At 57.1% G+C, this 17,113-nt stretch carries 21 protein-coding genes; 14 read left to right on the top strand and 7 right to left on the bottom strand.

The window, feature by feature from the left end:
• Window position 1: 1 nt before the first annotated feature.
• The 4 genes from DFR37_RS13605 (at window position 2) to DFR37_RS13590 (ending at window position 4,555) form a co-directional block, all read left to right on the top strand.
• A complete protein-coding gene (locus tag DFR37_RS13605) occupies window positions 2-514 on the top strand; it encodes a VOC family protein (RefSeq protein WP_242341852.1) in 513 nt (170 codons plus the stop codon).
• Window positions 511-1,467 carry a fumarylacetoacetate hydrolase family protein gene (locus DFR37_RS13600; protein WP_113933864.1) on the top strand — a complete coding sequence of 319 codons (957 nt, stop codon included), beginning with the start codon at window positions 511-513 and terminating at the stop codon, window positions 1,465-1,467. The genes DFR37_RS13605 and DFR37_RS13600 overlap by 4 nt, the downstream gene beginning before the upstream one ends.
• Before the next feature lie 145 nt (window positions 1,468-1,612).
• Entirely contained in the window at window positions 1,613-2,896 is a 1,284-nt protein-coding gene (locus DFR37_RS13595) for an MFS transporter (protein ID WP_113933863.1), read from the top strand.
• A 39-nt stretch (window positions 2,897-2,935) separates the two neighbouring features.
• Complete coding sequence (locus tag DFR37_RS13590) at window positions 2,936-4,555, top strand: CocE/NonD family hydrolase (protein ID WP_113933862.1); 1,620 nt, start codon at window positions 2,936-2,938, stop codon at window positions 4,553-4,555.
• Between the two features lie 96 nt (window positions 4,556-4,651).
• On the opposite strand, the gene DFR37_RS13585 is transcribed toward DFR37_RS13590, so the two are convergent.
• Window positions 4,652-4,933: a hypothetical protein gene (locus DFR37_RS13585; protein ID WP_113933861.1), complete on the bottom strand. Its 282-nt coding sequence runs from the start codon at window positions 4,931-4,933 to the stop codon at window positions 4,652-4,654.
• Window positions 4,934-5,120: 187 nt separating this feature from the next.
• Between DFR37_RS13585 and DFR37_RS13580 the strand changes: the two genes are divergently transcribed.
• The 5 genes from DFR37_RS13580 (at window position 5,121) to DFR37_RS13560 (ending at window position 7,447) form a co-directional block, all read left to right on the top strand.
• Window positions 5,121-5,699: a LysR family transcriptional regulator gene (locus DFR37_RS13580; RefSeq protein ID WP_113933860.1), complete on the top strand. Its 579-nt coding sequence runs from the start codon at window positions 5,121-5,123 to the stop codon at window positions 5,697-5,699.
• Window positions 5,672-6,043, top strand: a complete 372-nt coding sequence (locus DFR37_RS13575; RefSeq protein ID WP_170139918.1) for a LysR substrate-binding domain-containing protein — start codon at window positions 5,672-5,674, stop codon at window positions 6,041-6,043. Before DFR37_RS13580 ends, DFR37_RS13575 begins: the two co-directional genes overlap by 28 nt.
• A gap of 29 nt (window positions 6,044-6,072) precedes the next feature.
• Window positions 6,073-6,738 carry a trimeric intracellular cation channel family protein gene (locus tag DFR37_RS13570; protein ID WP_113933858.1) on the top strand — a complete coding sequence of 222 codons (666 nt, stop codon included), beginning with the start codon at window positions 6,073-6,075 and terminating at the stop codon, window positions 6,736-6,738.
• 173 nt (window positions 6,739-6,911) lie between these two features.
• Window positions 6,912-7,127 carry an antitoxin MazE family protein gene (locus DFR37_RS13565; protein WP_113933857.1) on the top strand — a complete coding sequence of 72 codons (216 nt, stop codon included), beginning with the start codon at window positions 6,912-6,914 and terminating at the stop codon, window positions 7,125-7,127.
• Window positions 7,124-7,447 carry a type II toxin-antitoxin system PemK/MazF family toxin gene (locus tag DFR37_RS13560; protein ID WP_180148078.1) on the top strand — a complete coding sequence of 108 codons (324 nt, stop codon included), beginning with the start codon at window positions 7,124-7,126 and terminating at the stop codon, window positions 7,445-7,447. The genes DFR37_RS13565 and DFR37_RS13560 overlap by 4 nt, the downstream gene beginning before the upstream one ends.
• Before the next feature lie 83 nt (window positions 7,448-7,530).
• Here the strand turns inward: DFR37_RS13560 and DFR37_RS13555 are convergent, their stop codons facing one another.
• The 3 genes from DFR37_RS13555 to DFR37_RS13545 are packed head-to-tail and all read right to left on the bottom strand — an operon-like array spanning window position 7,531 to window position 9,670.
• Entirely contained in the window at window positions 7,531-8,184 is a 654-nt protein-coding gene (locus DFR37_RS13555) for a HutD/Ves family protein (protein WP_113933856.1), read from the bottom strand.
• Window positions 8,185-8,231: 47 nt separating this feature from the next.
• Window positions 8,232-8,732, bottom strand: coding sequence for a VOC family protein (locus DFR37_RS13550; RefSeq protein WP_113933855.1), 501 nt, complete (start codon window positions 8,730-8,732; stop codon window positions 8,232-8,234).
• Window positions 8,733-8,791: 59 nt separating this feature from the next.
• A complete protein-coding gene (locus tag DFR37_RS13545; RefSeq protein ID WP_113933854.1) occupies window positions 8,792-9,670 on the bottom strand; it encodes an aldo/keto reductase family oxidoreductase in 879 nt (292 codons plus the stop codon).
• A gap of 112 nt (window positions 9,671-9,782) precedes the next feature.
• On the opposite strand from DFR37_RS13545, the gene DFR37_RS13540 reads away from it, so the two are divergent.
• On the top strand, window positions 9,783-10,694 hold the full coding sequence (locus DFR37_RS13540; protein ID WP_113933853.1) for a LysR family transcriptional regulator: 912 nt from the start codon (window positions 9,783-9,785) through the stop codon (window positions 10,692-10,694).
• On the opposite strand, the gene DFR37_RS13535 is transcribed toward DFR37_RS13540, so the two are convergent.
• A complete protein-coding gene (locus DFR37_RS13535) occupies window positions 10,681-11,571 on the bottom strand; it encodes a LysR family transcriptional regulator (protein WP_113933852.1) in 891 nt (296 codons plus the stop codon). The two genes, DFR37_RS13540 and DFR37_RS13535, sit on opposite strands and share 14 nt — an antisense overlap.
• A gap of 102 nt (window positions 11,572-11,673) precedes the next feature.
• Here DFR37_RS13535 and DFR37_RS13530 point away from each other — a divergent pair, with 102 nt between their 5' ends.
• Window positions 11,674-12,741, top strand: a complete 1,068-nt coding sequence (locus DFR37_RS13530; RefSeq protein ID WP_113933851.1) for an alkene reductase — start codon at window positions 11,674-11,676, stop codon at window positions 12,739-12,741.
• Window positions 12,742-12,851: 110 nt separating this feature from the next.
• Entirely contained in the window at window positions 12,852-13,136 is a 285-nt protein-coding gene (locus tag DFR37_RS13525; RefSeq protein WP_113933850.1) for a DUF4148 domain-containing protein, read from the top strand.
• 55 nt (window positions 13,137-13,191) lie between these two features.
• Here DFR37_RS13525 and DFR37_RS13520 read toward each other — a convergent pair whose 3' ends face one another.
• Window positions 13,192-13,794, bottom strand: coding sequence for an acyloxyacyl hydrolase (locus DFR37_RS13520; RefSeq protein ID WP_113934012.1), 603 nt, complete (start codon window positions 13,792-13,794; stop codon window positions 13,192-13,194).
• Window positions 13,795-14,053: 259 nt separating this feature from the next.
• On the opposite strand from DFR37_RS13520, the gene DFR37_RS13515 reads away from it, so the two are divergent.
• Together DFR37_RS13515 and DFR37_RS13510 are read left to right on the top strand one after the other, a co-directional pair.
• A complete protein-coding gene (locus DFR37_RS13515; protein WP_113933849.1) occupies window positions 14,054-14,515 on the top strand; it encodes a MaoC family dehydratase in 462 nt (153 codons plus the stop codon).
• 68 nt (window positions 14,516-14,583) lie between these two features.
• Window positions 14,584-15,528 (top strand): dioxygenase family protein, encoded by a 945-nt coding sequence (locus DFR37_RS13510; protein ID WP_113933848.1) that lies wholly within the window; start codon window positions 14,584-14,586, stop codon window positions 15,526-15,528.
• A gap of 71 nt (window positions 15,529-15,599) precedes the next feature.
• Here the strand turns inward: DFR37_RS13510 and DFR37_RS13505 are convergent, their stop codons facing one another.
• The gene (locus DFR37_RS13505) at window positions 15,600-17,099 is read right to left on the bottom strand and encodes a catalase (protein WP_113933847.1); all 1,500 of its coding nucleotides are present in this window, start codon (window positions 17,097-17,099) and stop codon (window positions 15,600-15,602) included.
• Between the last annotated feature and the right edge of the window lie 14 nt (window positions 17,100-17,113).

Raw genomic sequence — 17,113 nt, 5'->3', positions numbered from 1 at the left:
TATGACAACTTCCACGAATCCAATGCCCGAATCTTGCCGTATCGACCCTGGAGAGCGCACTTCGGTGCTCAAGCCTTATGTACTCGGACATGGCACTTTGGAATGCTTCGATTTAGCGGCCTCCCGAAAATTCTATGAAGAGTTCCTGGGCCTGGAATGCGTGCATCATGCGATCAGTGCCTTGGCGGTGAGGCTGGGCATGGCGTTTCACATTGTCTGCGTCGAGGTGGGCGACCAGATACATCCGTGCAATGTCCTGAACCATTGGGGCCTTGACGTAACAAGCCGCGAAGAAGTCGAGCAGGCACACGCCAAGGCCCTGGAATACAAGGAAAAGTATGGGATAAGACAGGTTCTGGACGTCATGGACATGCATGGCGTTTATTCGTTCTACATGGAAGACCTCGATCACAACTGGTGGGAAATCCAGTATTACGAAAACGGCTTCCAGCATGACGATTACTTCGACTTTGGCGACAGGTTTTTTACGTCCAAAGAGGTTAAGCCGCAATGAAGCTGGTCACCATCGACAGCGGCTCTACGGGCCAGCCGGGTGCCATCACCACGTCGGGTGAAATCCTGCATCTGCGGCGCGCCGCCCTTGGCGGAACAATCCAGTCCTGGATACCCGAAAACGTGCGCGACATCCTCGAGGCCGGAGCCGAGGGGATGGACGTCATCCGGAGGATCGTACAGCGCGTGGAAGCCTTGTCATCCGGCGACCTGGCTGTGCTGCGCAATACCGGGGCGTTGTCCCCGGCTTCGACACGGCTGCTCGCTCCGGTAACCAATCCCCGCCTGGTCGTTGCAGCAGGCCTTGCCTATCGCTCGCACTTGGCGGAAATGGCCGGAACTCCGGTGCCGCCGCATCCCACGGCGTTCATGAAAAGCGTCAATTCCTTGACAGGAACCGGCGCCACGATTGCCATCCCGCCACACGCTTCGGGGCACATGGACTACGAAGGCGAACTGGCGGTGGTGTTCGGCCGCGACTGTCATTGCGTTTGCGCCGAGCGGGCACTTGACTATGTCGCAGGCTATACCGTCGCCAATGATATATCCGCACGCGACTGGGTAAGCGATGTCTGGCAGGCAACCACGCCCTGGGACGCCCGCCGCACTTGGGAAGTCAACATCATGGGCAAGCAGTTTCCGGGCTTTACCCCGCTGGGCCCCGCCTTGCTTACGGCGGACGAAGTACCGGACGCAAGCACCTTGCAGTTGACGACACGCCTGAACGGCAAGGTTATGCAGTCATCGCCGGTAAGCGACCTTATATTCAGTATTCCCGAAACCATCGCCTATTTCTCGAACTGGTATGCCTTCAGGCCGGGCGATGTTTTGCTGACGGGAACTCCGGCTGGCGTGGGCGTCGGGCGCCGGCCGCCGGTATACATGACAAGCGGCGATGTGATCGAGGTGGAGATCGAAGGCATCGGCACATTACACAATGTGCTTCAAGGGTAGCAAGAACAGAGACATCAGGTACAGCAGCCGGGATAAGGCATGCAAGGAGATGTGGTGCAAATAAAAGGCCGGTTGACCGGTCTTGAGTACATAGAAAAAATCCGGGCGCCATGGGGCGACGCTATAAAAAACACAGGAGACAAACATGCATAGCAACACAATGGAGAGCGAATCGTTGATCGATTCGTCTGGCAAGGTGTATCAAGGGTGGGCCACAACGCTGGCCAGCATGGTCGGGCTGTCGCTGGGGCCGAGCGTACTGCTGGTGTTCTGCTTTGGGACATTCATTACCCCGTTGCATAAAGAATTCGGCTGGAGCATAGCGTCGATTTCCGCTGGCGCCATGATCATTTCAGTCATGATCATGCTGACATCAATCGTGCAGGGCCGTCTGGTCGACCGCTTTGGCGGCCGACGGCTGGTGCTGGTTTCAGTGCCGTTGCTGGGCCTTAGTTTTGCGTCGATGTATTTCCTGCCCAACAACATCTGGGTGTTCTATGCCGCGTGGGTAGTTATCGCCTGGTGCGGGTTGGGGGCATGGCCGATAGCCTATCTCAAGCTGACGGGCATGTGGTTCGAGCGGCGGCTGGGCCTGGCTTTTGGCATTGCCAATGCGGGCATCGGAATAGGCGCGGCCATGCTGCCGCCGTTTGCCGTTTACATAATTACTCATTACGGCTGGCGTCATGCCTATGTTGCGTTGGGTTTGGTGGCCATAGCCATAACCTGGCCAATAGCATTTTTCTTTTTAAAAGACCGCAAGGACTCCATTAAACATCAAGCTCAATCGGCCGGCATGCTACGCGGCATGGACTTGAAGGCAGCATGGCAGACGCGCGAGCTGAAAATCATTATTGCGGCATTTTCCCTATTGGGCGCAGTCACTACAGCGGCTATCGTCCATCAGACCCGAGTATTGATCGACCTGGGAATGACGCCGCAAGCCGCTGGCGGACTACAGGCAACGCTTGGCATAGCCTTGATCTTCGGACGTGTTTGTACCGGCTGGTTGCTCGACCGTATCCATGCCTCGACCATCATGATGGTGCTGTGCGTCGTCGCCGCCTTGGCTTTATCCGGCCTGGGGACGGGCGCGCCGTTCAATTCGGCAATTTTGTGCGCGGCATGCATCGGCTTTGTAGTGGGCGCCGAGTTCGACGTACTTAGCTACATCATTCCCCGCTATTTCGGCATCAAGGCGTTTGGAGCCATCTATGGCGTGATCTTCGCAGCCTTCCAGCTTTTTGCTGCCTTGGGCATCATGGCGGTCGGTATCAGCCGCAGTCAGTTCGGCAGCTATAGCCAGGCGCTGTTCGCATTGGCTCTTTTGCTGGTTCTGTGCGCATTGTGCTTCCAAAGGCTGGGGGCTTATCGTTTCGCCGCCCCCGGACATACCGCAGCGACTGTCGAGCCCGCAACGGCCACTTGACAGTCAATACTAGACAACCAGCATTAAAAGAGGAAGGCAATGGTCGACGTCAGTGTGCAGCCCTTTGAAATCGAGCTTGTTACCCGCACCGGTATTACGGTACGCGCCGATGTTTATCTGCCGGCCGTCAAACAGGGACCCTACCCCGTCCTCTTGGCAGCGTCGCCCTACCAAAAGGCTTTGCGCCGGCTTCCGGCTCACTGGGTATTTCCCTTTGTCGAATACGGTCCGATGCAAATGTATCTGGACGAAGGCTACGCCTACGTAATCGTGGACGTTCCCGGCAGCGGCCGATCTGAAGGTATTTGGGACCCCGTCTCGCGGACCGAGGGAGAAGCCATCCATGATGCCATCGAATACGTGGCTGCCCAGGCTTGGTGCGACAGCAATATCGGCATGATCGGACAGTCGTATTTCAGTTGGAGCCAGTGGAACGCGGCGCGTACTCGCCCCCCGCATCTGAAGACCATCGTGCCGTACGATGGCTCCAATGATATGTACCGGGACTGGCTATATCACGGCGGTATCCCCCAACACGGCCTGCTGGGGCCATGGCTGCTTGGCTCAGTGATGATGCAGCACCAGGCTGAAGGCCATGATGTTCGCGGCGGCCAGCGGCACGAGCTATTGCCCAACATCATGTCCAATACACTGGACAACGAATGGCATCGCAGGCGTTCGCCATTCTGGGAACTGGACCAGGTTGATATCCCGGTGTTTTCCATTGGGGCGTGGAGCAAAGCGGGCTTGCATCTGCGTGGAAACGTCATGGGGTTTAACCGTGTGCGCGGACCTCGGCAATTATTGCTGATTGAATCCTACACTTTCTCGGACGCCCAGAAGACCTTCGATGATGAAGACTTCCACCGACGCGAGATTCTTCCTTGGTACGACTACCACTTGAAAGGACGCGACACCAAAGTAATGGAGCGGCCCGCTGTGCGGGCTTTCGTCAATGGCGCGGGCGAGTATCGATCCTCCAACCGCTGGCCGCCGCCCGAAATGGTGCCCGACACCTTCTATTTATCATCCCAAAAAGCCGGAGTACTGCGCTCGCTGAACGACGGCTCGCTGGCCAGGACCCCTTCTGACCGGGAAGCAGACAGCACATCATGGAGTTATCCCGACCCGGAATGGATGCTGGGCGTAACGACTATCATCAATGGCGTTCCCGACCATACGGCCCGGGTCATCACTTATACCAGCGCAGAGTTTGACGAAGCCCGGGAGTTTACCGGGCATGGCGTGCTGATACTGCACGGATCAAGCAACCAGGAAGATATGGACCTGATCGTCAAGCTGCAGGTGTTGTCGCCTGCCAAGCATGGGTTTACCGTGCGTAAAGTTACGCAAGGCTGGTTGCGGGCATCGCACCGTGCCGAAGATCCGGACCTTACACAGGACATGCTGCCTTTTCACACGCACGCCAAGGCCGACCCCCTGATACCGGGCAAGATATACGAGCTGCGGGTCGAGCTCTTGCCTATGTCGTTCCTGGTCAATCCGGGCGAACGCCTTCGTCTGGAAATCAGCAACTTCGATTCGCTGATCGCGGATGCCCCCATGACGCACTGGTATGGGCAAAAAGTCGGAACGGACACTTATCATCACGATGCGGCACACCCATCGCGGCTGGTGTTGCCGCACTGCCCTGGATGACAATCTGGCGTATCCGCAACGGAAATTGGCCACGTCGGAGACGTGGCCAATAATATCGACCCGCGGCTTACCGCAAGAGGCCGAAAAGTCCGTACTTTAGTTCTGCGCCTGGCTGTGCAATTGACGAAGGCGCTGATACTCCGCATAACGCTGCTGATAAGCCTTGCCATACACGTCTTGCGACAACGCACGGTAGGTTTGTTCGTCGAAACCCGCTTGGCGCCAGTCGGCCAGGTCCTGCTTCACCGTTACCCCGACGGAAGTTGCCTGGTTGTTCTGCGCCGATGCAGGGTTGGCACCCTGAGCGTTGGCTGTGACGAGGGATCCCGAAGCCAGAAGGCCGAAAGTAAGGGCTAAGGCGTTGATTGTTTTGCTCATGATTTTCCTTGAATAGTTTGCATTGCGAGACAATAAATTCACGTGGCTGTCTACCAGCGACAGGTCGTTTCGTGTTTCGATGCAACAGACATCGCATGAAACTTCCTATAAATGAATTCTAGACCTGAGCAATTCCGTCAGAAACCGCCTAAAATGCAAAGTTAAATTCCAATAAACGGAATCATGCATGGCTGACAACATCAACGACCTGGAGTTATTCGTTCATATAGTTGCGGCGGGGTCGTTGAGTAAAGCGGCCCTGGTTCTGGATAGCTCGCCACCTGCCGTCAGCCGTCGCCTGGCGGCCATGGAGGCCCGGCTGGGAGTACGCCTTATCGACCGCCATGCGCGGCGCTTTCAATTGACTGAAGCGGGGGCAGGGATGTACGAGCGAGCCCAGCGCATTCTGGCCGAAATCGAGGATGCCGAGGCCGAGGCTACTTGCCATAGCCAGCAATTGACTGGACGCCTGCGCCTGGGCGCCATGCTGCAATTGGGCCGCAGCCGCCTTGCCCCGGAAGTCGCCCGTTTCGCGCAACTGTACCCAGGGCTTCGTATAGAACTTATTCTGGCGGACGATCCGCTCGACCTGGCAGAAGACGAGCTTGATATTCTGTTCCAATTCAATGTCCCGCAAACTCCGGACATCATCGCCCGCAAGCTGGCCAGCACCCGCCTGGTAATGTGCGCTTCCCCCGAATACCTGCGCAGACGGGCCGCCCGCAGCAACCGGACGACTTGCTGTCGCACGACTGCGTGTGCCTGACGCGGGGCCGCCATGTCATAAGGCAATGGACAGTCCAGGAAGATGGCGTATCCAGAGATATCCACGTAAAGCCAACGCTCGTCTGCAACAGCAGCGAAGCCGTCTACAGTTGGATACGGGACGGCTACGGTATCGGCCTGCAACTGGAATGGGACGTCGAAAAAGACCTGACTGCCGGACGCCTGGAAATATGCCTGCCGGAGTTCAGGCACGTATCTCTGCCTCTGTATGCCGTCTATGCCTACCGGGGAGGCTACCCTTCACCAAAAACAAAGGCCTTCCTGGACTATATGTCCGGGCAAATGACAAGCCAGCAGGACAACGCAGCGGTCTCGTCCAGATAGCGGCTCCTACCAACAATCAAAGCCTTCCTATGCCCACCCTTGCACAGCTTCTGCAGCCAATTCATGAACTGAACGTCGACCTGATGCTTGTCATCTATCTGGTCGCCATCGCGGCCGAGGCCATGTCAGGGGCGCTTGCCGCCGGGCGCCGCAATATGGATATCTTCGGGGTCGCAGTCATTGCCTTCGTCACCGCGCTGGGCGGGGGCACCATTCGCGACGTGATTCTTGGCCACTATCCAATTGGATGGACTCAACACCCCGGGTATGTGTACTTGGTGATTTGCGCCGGTCTGCTTACTACTCTACTGGCGCGGTACATGCACCATCTGCATCGAATCTTTCTCGTGCTCGACGCGATGGGCCTGATCGCGTTTTCGCTGATCGGGTGCACTATTGCGCTGGAATTGAACTACCCAACCATTGTCGTGATCATGTCTGGAATGCTCACCGGCATCAGCGGCGGCATCCTGCGCGATGTGCTTTGCAACCAGGTGCCGGTCGTGTTCCGGCGCGAACTCTATGCCAGCGTTTCACTTGCAGTATGCGTGCTGTTCCTGTCGCTAAGGGCACTGGGCATCGATATGAATCTGAACACCATCATCTGCTTTACTGGCGGGTTGGCATTGCGCCTGCTTGCCATCCAGCTCGGCTGGAAGCTGCCAACTTTTTCCTATCATCAGCGCTGGGAATAGTGCAAAGTACGCAACGCTACCGGTTTTCCTCGCTTGACCTCACCCCAAAGGACTAGGCTTGCGCTTAGGCCCGTGCTCATCCCGACAATCGGCTTTGTTGTCTAACGCGGTTGCTTTATGGATGTCATGCGAGGTAACATGAAACCAGACATCAATAATTTCGAGGTCATCCTATGAACGACGTGTCAACAGAGAAGGTAACGCGGCATCGTGCCCGGTTGCGTGCCAGCGGGATGAGGCCAATTCAACTATGGGTTCCTGATACCCGTACATCCGATTACATCAATCGCATTAAGCGCCAATGTCTTGCATTACACAACGACTCGGCCGAGCTTGATGTATTGGCATTCACTGAGGCCGCGGCCAACGAGACCGAAGGCTGGAAATGATTCATCGGGGCGATTTCGTTGTGGTGTCGTTGCAAGGCAACTATGGCAAGCCCCGGCCTGCTTTAGTCATCCAGTCCGATCTTTTAGCCGAACTCGACAGCGTAATGATTTGCCCTGTGACAAGCGAAACAAGGGATGCCATGTTTCGTGTCGTTGTAGAGCCCGATACGCTCAACGGTTTACAGGCGCTTTCACAGGTCATGGTTGATAAAGTGGCCACATTGCCCCGTTCAAAGGTTGGAGCGGCTTTCGGGCGCCTGGACGCCGATAAAATGCGGGCAGTCGAGCGGGCCTTGTTAGTTGTTACCGGAATTGCCTGAGCAAGGCAGCACACCCATTGCCCGCTACCGCGCCCTCACCCTCTTAATCAAACTCCTGAACGTCCTTTATCCGCCCCCTGCTCTCAATCTCCATCGATAACAACAGCGGTATGGCGTATGCGGGCATCAATCAAACTTGACCCAGCCTGCTCCGGGACGATTTCAACGAGAGTCTGACAACCAGCCGGTAGTGTCGCTTGCAGGCTGTCGCCTGCGGCAAGCTGGTACTCGCGCCCATTAATGGATGCTTGCGAAATCGTAAACACACCACTAACACAATGCAAAACGGTGCTGCCTTCATATAAAACCAGCCGTTGCGCGGATTGCCTTACCGTCAGTTCCCCCAGCCCTTGGCCGCGCCGCACCATAAGATTGAAGTCTTGTATCGGGCCGTCGGGTAACTCAGCGGCCAGCGCAGCTTCACCCGCAAATGCAAACGTTTGCCCCTGTTGCAAACTGCGCCGGCTCTGGTCGACGGCATTAACAAGGGTCATGGACGCGCCATGGGTAACAACGATAAAGCGATCGATACCATTAAAGATCGAGAACGGACCCGCCTGTTCGACGACTGCCGCGCTGATACGCCAGCTAAAGGTATCCAGCGTTGCGCCTTCGGGGCAAATGGCGATCTGGCGAGTTATACCGCCACCATTCTTCCATGGAACAGGCGCAAGGTCTGCTGCCCGGATCAGGTGGAAGTGAGTTTCTGGTGAAGTAGCGGTGGGGGCTGTCTGCATTGGCTAGCCTGCTTAGGATCTATGAAAGACCGTGTTCGGTAGTATGTTCATACGTCGGAGGTACCCAACCATCCCTTTCGCGAAATATCAAAAACGATTCCATCCGGATCTTTGAACTTTTGCTCGAAATTCTGTTTTTCGGGATCGCCCAGCGTGAAAAAAAACTTGCCGCCGTTCGCTTCGATTTCCTTGGCGGTGAGTTCAGAGTCCTGAACAATGAAGCCGAAATGATGCGGACCGACGAAGCCTTCCATCTGACTGCCAGGAGAGCCTTTAAGCAGAGCAAGATTAACCACTCCGTCGCTCAGATAAACACCCGAACCCGCCTCGAGCGTTTCTTCGCCCACACGCTTTAGTCCAAAGGTCTTCTGGTAAAAGTCCGCAGACGCTTCAAGGTCGTTGACGCAAATTGCAAAATGCCTTAACCGAGCTGCATTGCTGGCCCATACACTTTGATCGTAAGCTGCATCAAGCGAGGCCTGGTCATAATCCAGGTAAACCACGGGTCCTCGTTCGTCTCCATCAAGAGTGGTATTCACAATTGACATAGTTGATTGCCCCTGTTGTCTTTCATTATCAACGCAGTCTACCCGATCCTTTTCAAACCTCAAGCAGCTTCGGCACTCACCACAAGATCCAGCTCCTTGATTGCATCGTCGGGCAGCATGCACTCGGCCGCAGCCAGGTTTTCCTGCAAGTGCTGGACCGAAGAAGTCCCCGGAATCAGAAGAATGTTGGGCGCGCGACGAAGCAGCCAGGCAAGCGCGACTTGCATGGGCGTGGCTTCGAGCCGGGCAGCAACGCTGGACAAGGTGGACGACTGCAGTGGGCTGAATCCGCCTAATGGGAAAAACGGCACATAGGCGATGCCGTCGCGGCCAAGATCGTCGATCATGGCATCATCGGACCGATGCGCCAGGTTGTACTGGTTCTGTACGCAGACTATCTCGCAAAGACGGCGTCCTTCCGCAATCTGCGCCGGGGTGACGTTACTTAGCCCAATGTGGCGCACCAGCCCTTGCCGCTGCAGCTCGGCTAGGGCGGCAAGCGGCTCTTCGATCGACCCTTCTGCCGGCCCATGTATGCCGAACATACTGCGAAGATTGACGACATCCAGCACATTAACCCCCAGGTTGCGCAGATTATCGTGCACCGCCTGCGTGAGCTCTTCCCGCGAAAACGCCGGAATCCACGATCCGTCCTCGCCGCGGCGGGCGCCGATCTTGGTGACGATGACGAGATCGTCCTGATAAGGATGCAGTGCCTCGCGGATGAGTTGGTTGGTGATATGAGGGCCGTAAAAATCGCTGGTGTCGATATGATCGACTCCACGCTCAATGGCCTCGCGCAGCACGGCCACTGCCGCTGCACGATCCTTGGGAGGGCCGAACACACCGGGACCCGCAAGCTGCATGGCGCCGTAGCCCAGCCGCTTCACACTGCGATCGCCAAGCGTAAACGTGCCGGGTTGCTGAATATTGGACATGACCGATCTCCTATGAATGAACGATAAGACATCGTAGACATTTTCCACTTACTTGATAACTGGCTACAATCAATACGCGCTGTGCTGATTTACGAACAATCATGGCAAAGCAATGAAAGTAGATCTTGGAAATCTGAACGCCTTCTTGGCCGTGGCGCGTGCCGGCGGTTTTCGCGAGGGCGCGCGCGCAAGCGGCAGCAGCGCCTCCGCACTGAGCGAAGCGGTACGCCGCCTGGAGGCGCAGCTCGGCGTCAGGCTGCTCAATCGAACGACCCGTAGCGTCGTTCCAACCGAAGCAGGCGAAGGACTGCTCAAGCGGCTTGGCCCGGCCTTGTCCGAAGTGGAAGCGGCGCTTGATGTGGTAAACGGCTTTCGCGATAAGCCGACGGGTTCGCTGCGCCTGAATGTTCCTGTCAGCGCTGCACGCCTGGTGCTGCCCCGCATTATCCCGTCATTCCTTGCCGCCTACCCCGACATCCGCCTGGAAGTGATTACCGATGACAGTTTTGTCGACGTAGTCGCGGCCGGATGCGACGCTGGCATCCGCTACGACGACCGGCTGGAGCAGGACATGATTGCGATACCGATCGGCCCCCGCATCCAGCGCTTTGCGACCGCCGCCTCGCCGGCCTACCTTGATCGCCAAGGCCGGCCCCAACACCCCCGCGAGTTGCTCGGCCATGCCTGTCTGCGCAGCCGCTTTTCCAGCGGCGTGATGACGCCGTGGGAGTTCGAGCGGGACGGCAACGTGCTTCGGGTCGATCCCGCAGGGCCTCTGCTGGTCCGGGCGGGCGGAGGAACCGACCTCGCGGTCGAGGCGGCGCTCGCCGGAACCGGCATTATCTACCTCTTCGAAGACTGGCTGCGCCCGCATCTTGACAGCGGCGGCCTTGAACCTGTGCTCGAGCCTTGGTGGCTGCGCTTTTCAGGACCGTTTCTTTACTACTCCGGACGGCATCTCGTTCCCGCGCCTTTGCGGGCGTTTATCGATTTCGTGAAAATGTCGGCAGCTAGCTCAGCCTAGCCTTCACAAAGTCGATAAACAGCCGCGTTCTTGCGGGCAAAAAACGGGTATCGGTGATCGCATGCACCTCAATCGGCTTGAGGCCCCACTCCGGCAGCACATGTATTAGACGGCCCGCAGCAACATCGTCCCGCGCCAGCTCGGTGTCAAGCGCCGCAATGCCGACTCCTTGCTTTGCCAGCGCCCGGCTTAGACCGACGCTGTTCATTACAAAGCGGGTCGCCGATGCCACTTCAACCATCTTGCCGCCGCGATCAAAAAACCTGAAGACGCCTCCCGGCTTCGTCGCCCCCTTCCCAATGCATAAAACATGCTGACTTAGATCGCTCGCGTGCGTCAACGGCGGAGCCTTCTTCAGATAGGCCGGCGCCGCATACAAATAGCGCTGCAGTACGGCAATCCGGCGTGCGACCAGCGTTGATGGTGCCGTGGGCGGCGGGCCCATGCGAATGGCAAGATCGAACGGCTCGCTCTGCAAATCAATACGCCGCGGCGTCAAATCGAACTCGAATGCGATCAGCGGATAAGCCACGGAAAAGTCGGCCAGGATCGGCGCCAGATAATCGGTGGCGAGGTCAACCGGCATCGACACACGCAGGGTACCCGTCGGGCGCTCTGCCACATCCAGCAGCGACTCATGCGCGATTTGCGCTTCTTCCACGATGCTTTGGCAGCGCTTGAAATAAACCTCGCCGGCTTCGGTCAGCTCTACTTTGCGCGTTGAACGATGCAGCAAGCGCAAGCCGATAGTCTTCTCCAATTGAGCGATCTGGCGTGAAAGCGTCGAGCTGGGCATCTCCAGCGCTTCCGCCGCGCGGCGGAAATTTTTCATCCGCGCCACTTCGACGAAAAGGCGCATATAGCTCAACACTTCCATTTTTTATTGCTCCACCAGTGGATCACTGAATTCAATTATAGGTCTTTATCTATCCAATGGATCAGTTCATTCTGTCCGTACACCCTCAACAAAGGAAGCGACATGAACCCACTCTACAAGAACACCCGCCTGGGAAACTACATCTTGCGCAACCGATTCGTCATGGCGCCCATGACGCGATCGCGAGCAGACGATGTTTCCGGCATACCTTCTCCTTTTGCCGCTCAGTACTATGCCCAACGCGCAAACGCCGGTCTGATCATTACCGAAGGCACATATCCCTCGCCCATGGGCAAAGGATACGTGCGTACACCGGGTATCCATTCGGCAACTCAGGTCGAGGCATGGAAACACATAACGGAAGCCGTTCACGCCAAAGGCGGCCTTATATTCCTGCAGCTAATGCATTGCGGGCGTATTTCACATCCAAGTCTGCTACCGGATCATGCAACTCCCGTCGCGCCTTCGGCGATCGCGGCCGAAGGCAAGGTATTCACCGCTACGGGGCCGCAGGATTTTGTCGTACCTCGTGCGTTGGAAACCGAAGAAATCGCCGGCATTGTTGAAGAGTATCGACTGGCTACGTGTAACGCGCTGGAAGCCGGCTTTGACGGCGTCGAGTTACATGCTGCTTCAGGATATCTGCCAGAACAGTTCCTGTCTTCGGGCACCAATCGACGCACAGACCGCTACGGCGGCTCGCTCGAGAACCGCGCGCGCTTCATCGTGGAAGTGCTGACGGCCATGATTGGCGAAGCAGGACGCGACCGCGTTGGCATCAAGATCGCACCGGAAATGAACTTCAACAGCGTAAGCGACGCGGCCCCCCGGGAAACCTACCAATACTTGCTCCAGCGGCTCGGAGAGCTCAAGCCTGCTTACCTGCACCTGATGAAGACCCAAAGCACATTGGACTACCGCGCTCTTCTGCGTCCGCTGTTCGACGGCGCCTTGCTTCACGGCGGCGGCCTGGACAAAGAGAGCGCCCAGACTCTGATCACGAGCGCAGGGGCAGATGCCGCTGTATTCGGTAGCCTGTATCTCGCCAATCCAGATCTGGTGCAACGGTTTTCAAGCGACGCACCGCTCAACAAACCCGAGCGGGACACGTTTTATTCCGCCGGCCCGCAAGGCTATATCGATTACCCCGCTCTTGCGAATGCCCAATGAAAGCCTACCCAAATGAATCGTCCGTTAGAGCAGGCTCGACCTGCCCAATAGCCACTTCACCTTATCCGTTGCACATCAATTTCACTTCACGTTCAAACAAAGGAAAGATCATGAAAACCTCCATCTCGGCACTTACCATTGCAATAAGCCTGACCTCGGGAATCTTCGCGGTGGCACACGCGCAAGAAGCGACGCCAGCATCTCAACAACGCACACAATCCACCACCGTCAGCGAGCAAGTAAAAAGCGACCTGATCGACTGGAGAAAAGCAGGTTTTGACGCACAAAGCTATGACGCACTGTCGTACGACGTGTTCGGCGCTGATTACCAACAGCGCTATGCAAAGTACCAGGAGCTACGTAAACTGCACGCCCCTCAAACTGCTCAGGACTGAGTAAATGGTGTTAGCCAAGGCGTCATGGCGGGGGGGCAATGAGGCAAGCCCGCCATTAAAACCGATAGGTATAGGCCAGCTCGACCACATCCAGCCCAGGATTCGGCTTTTTGATATCTGCGTTGGAATAATGCGAATAGCGGATACCTACCCGGTGCGCCTTGTCTATTAGAAGCCCCATGCCCACATGCGAACCGAACTGAAAGCGCGTACTGAACTCAAGGCCCGCGAACTCGGACCGACTCAAGACCGTAGGTCCCGAGCCCAACTCCAGATAGAAGCTTTCATTCGGCCACCAGCGCAGCATCGGTATCGCACTGAGCTGACCCATGGACTGCGACTTGCCCTCGTTGGTCCGCCAGTACGAAACGCCAAGCTCGACATCCAGGTCCAGGCGGCCCCAGTTCTGGAATTGGTGACCCCATAGCCTGGGCGTTTCGTACACCAGGCTGGCCTTGCTGTAATCGGACTGGTATCCCAGGCGCAGGCCCAGGCCTTGTGTGGACGCGGCCGCTTGCGTTGCCCCGCGCGAGGAATCGCCAGCGACAGGCGTGCCCACAGGCTGGGCCGCCCCCGGCAAAGGCCAAAAAAAGGCAGTAGCCGCAACGCTGCAAACCAATGTTCTTGCAGCGTGCGCGAGCGCTCGGTTTAGATACATATAGTTTTGCGCCAAAAATTCTTCTTCTGGGACTGGCAAGCGGCCAAGGCAAAAAAATACAACGAAGCGCCAGGCGCATTGCCATTTGGTACAAAAATAACATATCGGGACCGCCGATCATGTCAATTGTTGTGACGAATTAATGATCCCGAAACCGCATGTGACAAGCGGCCGCGTTCTTACGTTACCCACATAGAACGCGTAGGCTATAACATTAACTTTCACACTCAGAGCAATCAGCCAGCCTAAGGTATTAACTATGCACGATTCATTACCGACTTTATATTTCCTGGATGACCTGGCGGTAGGGCAGCGCTTTAACAGCGCAACGTATGAACTTACCGAAGATAAGCTGATCGCCTTTGCCTCGGAGTACGATCCCCAGCCCTTCCATCTGGACAAGGCCGCGGCTGAGGCGACATTGTTCAAGGGGCTTGCGGCCAGCGGCTGGCATACCGCCGCCATCACCATGAAGCTGCTCAACGCCGGCGGGGCGCCGCTTGCCGGGGGCATTATCGGGGCGGGTGGACAGGTAGAATGGCCAAGACCTACAAGGCCGGGCGATGTGCTGCGCGTGGTCAGCGAAGTGATGGAGATCATCCCGTCGCGCTCCAAGCCTCAACAAGGAATAGCCGTCATGCGCTGCGAGACCAGGAATCAAAATGATGAAGTGCTTCAGATCCTGACGGCCAAGCTGATTGTTCCGCGGCGCCCGCAGTAACGGGCCACCCGGCCTCAATTCCGGGTCAGCTACAAACCAAGGCATTCATAAGCAGAACGGAGACGCAAATGATCATTACCCGACAACAAGACGTAACCGACGCTGTGCTCGACGAGCTGGCGCGTGCCCCCGACGAACGCTTTCGAGAAATAATGTCGGCGGCGGTACGCCATCTGCACAATTTCGCACGCGAAGTGAAGCTGACCGAGGCCGAGTTTCACCAGGCCTGTCGGCAAATCGCCAAGCTTGGCCAGATGACCACCGAATCCCATAACGAAGTTGTGCTGGCCGCCGGTTCGCTAGGCTTGTCTTCATTGGTCTGCCTGCTGAACAACGGTGATGACGGCCAAACCGACACCACGGCCAATCTCATGGGGCCCTTCTGGCGCATGGGTTCGCCCCCAACCGAGAACGACGGATCCATTGTGCGCGGTCCAACCACAGGCGAGCCCATTTTTGTTGACGCCTGGATTCAAGACCATCAAGGCCATCCAGTTGCGGGCGCGGCAGTCGACGTATGGCACACCTCGGCCGAAGGCTTCTACGAGAACCAGGATCCTGGGCAGGAGAATATGAATCTGCGCGGCAAATTCACCACGGATCAAAATGGACATATTGCTTTTCGCAGCGTCAAGCCCGCCGGCTACCCTATTCCAGTTTCAGGTCCGGTAGGCGAGCTGTTGCGCGCGCAAGGCCGCCACAATATGCGGCCCGCCCATATTCATTTCATGATCTACAAAGAAGGCTACAAGACGCAGTTTTCCCAGGTCTACTCCAGCGACGATCCCAACCTGGACACCGATGTCCAGTTTGGCGTCACCCGTGCGCTTGTCGGCGAATATGTCCGCCACGAAAGCCAGCCGGCGCCCACTGCCGATATACAGGGGCCATGGTATTCGCTGGAATGCCGGTTCACGATAGAACCCGGCCAGGCCAGCCTTCCGCAACCGCCCATTACCGGAAAGGCTGAAGGACCGCGCCCTGAACGTGTGGTCCTTGAACGAGCAGGCTGACGTCGTCGCCTGAGGTGGCCCGCAAGCCGATTCCCGCAAGGATTTTCGCGGAAATCGACCCTGGACCAGGCTTAAGCTTCGCCCATGCCCGCGGCCGGCTCCATACCTTTGCCGGCACGAACCTTTTCCTCGATGCGGCGGCCCACGTCGGCGTCGATGCTCTTCCAATAGTCGAAAGCCCGTTCCAGCACCGGACTGCGCACGCCGCCAAGCAAGCTGCCCGCAACCTGCTCGACAAGCTTGGCGCGCTGGTCGTCGTTGAAGACCTCCCGCACCAGTGTGCCGGGCTGACCGAAGTCATCATCGTCCGGATGCAGCGTGTAGGCGTCGCGCACCATGTCGCCGTCCATTTCCCAGCCATCTTCCGCCTTGCCGGTACCGTCGGCCCAGCTGCGGCCGCCGCTGTTGGTGGCATAAACAGGCGCGTTGCCGCTGTGTTCGTAAGCCATTTGGCCGTCGAACATATAGGTATTGACGGGCACCTTCGGCCGGTTCACCGGTAGTTGATGGAAATTGGTGCCAATGCGATTGCGTTGCGCATCGTTGTAGGCAAAGGCGCGGCCAAGCAGCATCTTGTCGGGCGACAAGCCGATACCCGGCACGGTGTTGCCCGGCGAAAACGCCGCCTGTTCGATCTGTGCGAAAAAATTTTCGGGATTGCGGTTAAGCGTCATGGTACCCACCTTGATCAGCGGATAATCCTTGTGCGACCAGGTCTTGGTAAGATCAAACGGGTTGAAGCGATAGTTCTTTGCCTGGGCGTAAGGCATGACTTGAACCGACAATGTCCACTTGGGATGCTCGCCGCGCTGAATGGCCTCGAACAGGTCCCGGCGGTGGAAGTCCGCATCCAGCCCCGCCATTTCGGCAGCGTCCGCATTACTGAAGAACTTCATGCCCTGCGCTGTATGAAAGTGGTACTTCACCCAAAATTTTTCACCGGCCGCGTTGATCCACATATAGGTATGGGAACCGTAGCCGTTCATATGACGCCATGTGCGCGGCAGGCCGCGCTCGCCCATCACGTACGTAACTTGGTGGGCGGATTCGGGATTATTGGTCCAAAAATCCCATTGCATATGGTTGTCGCGCAGGCCGGAATCGGGCAGGCGCTTCTGGCTGCGTATGAAATGCGGAAACTTCATCGGGTCGCGCACAAAAAAGACCGGCGTGTTGTTGCCGACCAAGTCGTAGTTGCCTTCGTCGGTATAGAACTTCAACGAAAAGCCACGCACGTCGCGCCAGGTATCGGGGCTGCCCGACTCGCCCGCAACTGTGGAAAACCGCGCCAGCATTTCCGTTTTGGAGCCTTTCTGGAACAGTGCTGCCTTGGTATAGGCCGACACATCCTCGGTAGTCTCGAATTCGCCGAAAGCGCCCGCGCCCTTGGCGTGCGGCTGGCGCTCGGGCACTTTTTCGCGGTTGAAGTGAGCCATCTGCTCAAGAAAATGGACATCGTGCAGCAGCACAGGCCCATTCGCACCGGCGGTAAGGGAATTACGGTCGCTGACCGCGGGCGCACCAGCGCCTGTGGTTGAACCTGTCGTCGGCTTTTTGCTTGAATCGCTCATGGGTGTTCCTCGTG

The sequence above is a fragment of the Eoetvoesiella caeni genome (assembly GCF_003315175.1).
GTDB lineage: Bacteria > Pseudomonadota > Gammaproteobacteria > Burkholderiales > Burkholderiaceae_B > Eoetvoesia > Eoetvoesia caeni.
The sequence above is the reverse complement of the archived record's forward strand: the minus strand, read 5'-3'. Positions and strand labels throughout refer to the sequence as shown.

What these genes read in the sequence shown, in the direction of transcription:
- DFR37_RS13605 (WP_242341852.1), top strand. Translation starts at nt 2, where the DNA reads ATGACAACTTCCACGAATCCAATGCCCGAATCTTGCCGTATCGACCCT.
- DFR37_RS13600 (WP_113933864.1), top strand. Translation starts at nt 511, where the DNA reads ATGAAGCTGGTCACCATCGACAGCGGCTCTACGGGCCAGCCGGGTGCC.
- DFR37_RS13595 (WP_113933863.1), top strand. Translation starts at nt 1,613, where the DNA reads ATGCATAGCAACACAATGGAGAGCGAATCGTTGATCGATTCGTCTGGC.
- DFR37_RS13590 (WP_113933862.1), top strand. Translation starts at nt 2,936, where the DNA reads ATGGTCGACGTCAGTGTGCAGCCCTTTGAAATCGAGCTTGTTACCCGC.
- DFR37_RS13585 (WP_113933861.1), bottom strand. Translation starts at nt 4,933, where the DNA reads ATGAGCAAAACAATCAACGCCTTAGCCCTTACTTTCGGCCTTCTGGCT.
- DFR37_RS13580 (WP_113933860.1), top strand. Translation starts at nt 5,121, where the DNA reads ATGGCTGACAACATCAACGACCTGGAGTTATTCGTTCATATAGTTGCG.
- DFR37_RS13570 (WP_113933858.1), top strand. Translation starts at nt 6,073, where the DNA reads ATGCCCACCCTTGCACAGCTTCTGCAGCCAATTCATGAACTGAACGTC.
- DFR37_RS13565 (WP_113933857.1), top strand. Translation starts at nt 6,912, where the DNA reads ATGAACGACGTGTCAACAGAGAAGGTAACGCGGCATCGTGCCCGGTTG.
- DFR37_RS13560 (WP_180148078.1), top strand. Translation starts at nt 7,124, where the DNA reads ATGATTCATCGGGGCGATTTCGTTGTGGTGTCGTTGCAAGGCAACTAT.
- DFR37_RS13555 (WP_113933856.1), bottom strand. Translation starts at nt 8,184, where the DNA reads ATGCAGACAGCCCCCACCGCTACTTCACCAGAAACTCACTTCCACCTG.
- DFR37_RS13550 (WP_113933855.1), bottom strand. Translation starts at nt 8,732, where the DNA reads ATGTCAATTGTGAATACCACTCTTGATGGAGACGAACGAGGACCCGTG.
- DFR37_RS13545 (WP_113933854.1), bottom strand. Translation starts at nt 9,670, where the DNA reads ATGTCCAATATTCAGCAACCCGGCACGTTTACGCTTGGCGATCGCAGT.
- DFR37_RS13540 (WP_113933853.1), top strand. Translation starts at nt 9,783, where the DNA reads ATGAAAGTAGATCTTGGAAATCTGAACGCCTTCTTGGCCGTGGCGCGT.
- DFR37_RS13535 (WP_113933852.1), bottom strand. Translation starts at nt 11,571, where the DNA reads ATGGAAGTGTTGAGCTATATGCGCCTTTTCGTCGAAGTGGCGCGGATG.
- DFR37_RS13530 (WP_113933851.1), top strand. Translation starts at nt 11,674, where the DNA reads ATGAACCCACTCTACAAGAACACCCGCCTGGGAAACTACATCTTGCGC.
- DFR37_RS13525 (WP_113933850.1), top strand. Translation starts at nt 12,852, where the DNA reads ATGAAAACCTCCATCTCGGCACTTACCATTGCAATAAGCCTGACCTCG.
- DFR37_RS13520 (WP_113934012.1), bottom strand. Translation starts at nt 13,794, where the DNA reads ATGTATCTAAACCGAGCGCTCGCGCACGCTGCAAGAACATTGGTTTGC.
- DFR37_RS13515 (WP_113933849.1), top strand. Translation starts at nt 14,054, where the DNA reads ATGCACGATTCATTACCGACTTTATATTTCCTGGATGACCTGGCGGTA.
- DFR37_RS13510 (WP_113933848.1), top strand. Translation starts at nt 14,584, where the DNA reads ATGATCATTACCCGACAACAAGACGTAACCGACGCTGTGCTCGACGAG.
- DFR37_RS13505 (WP_113933847.1), bottom strand. Translation starts at nt 17,099, where the DNA reads ATGAGCGATTCAAGCAAAAAGCCGACGACAGGTTCAACCACAGGCGCT.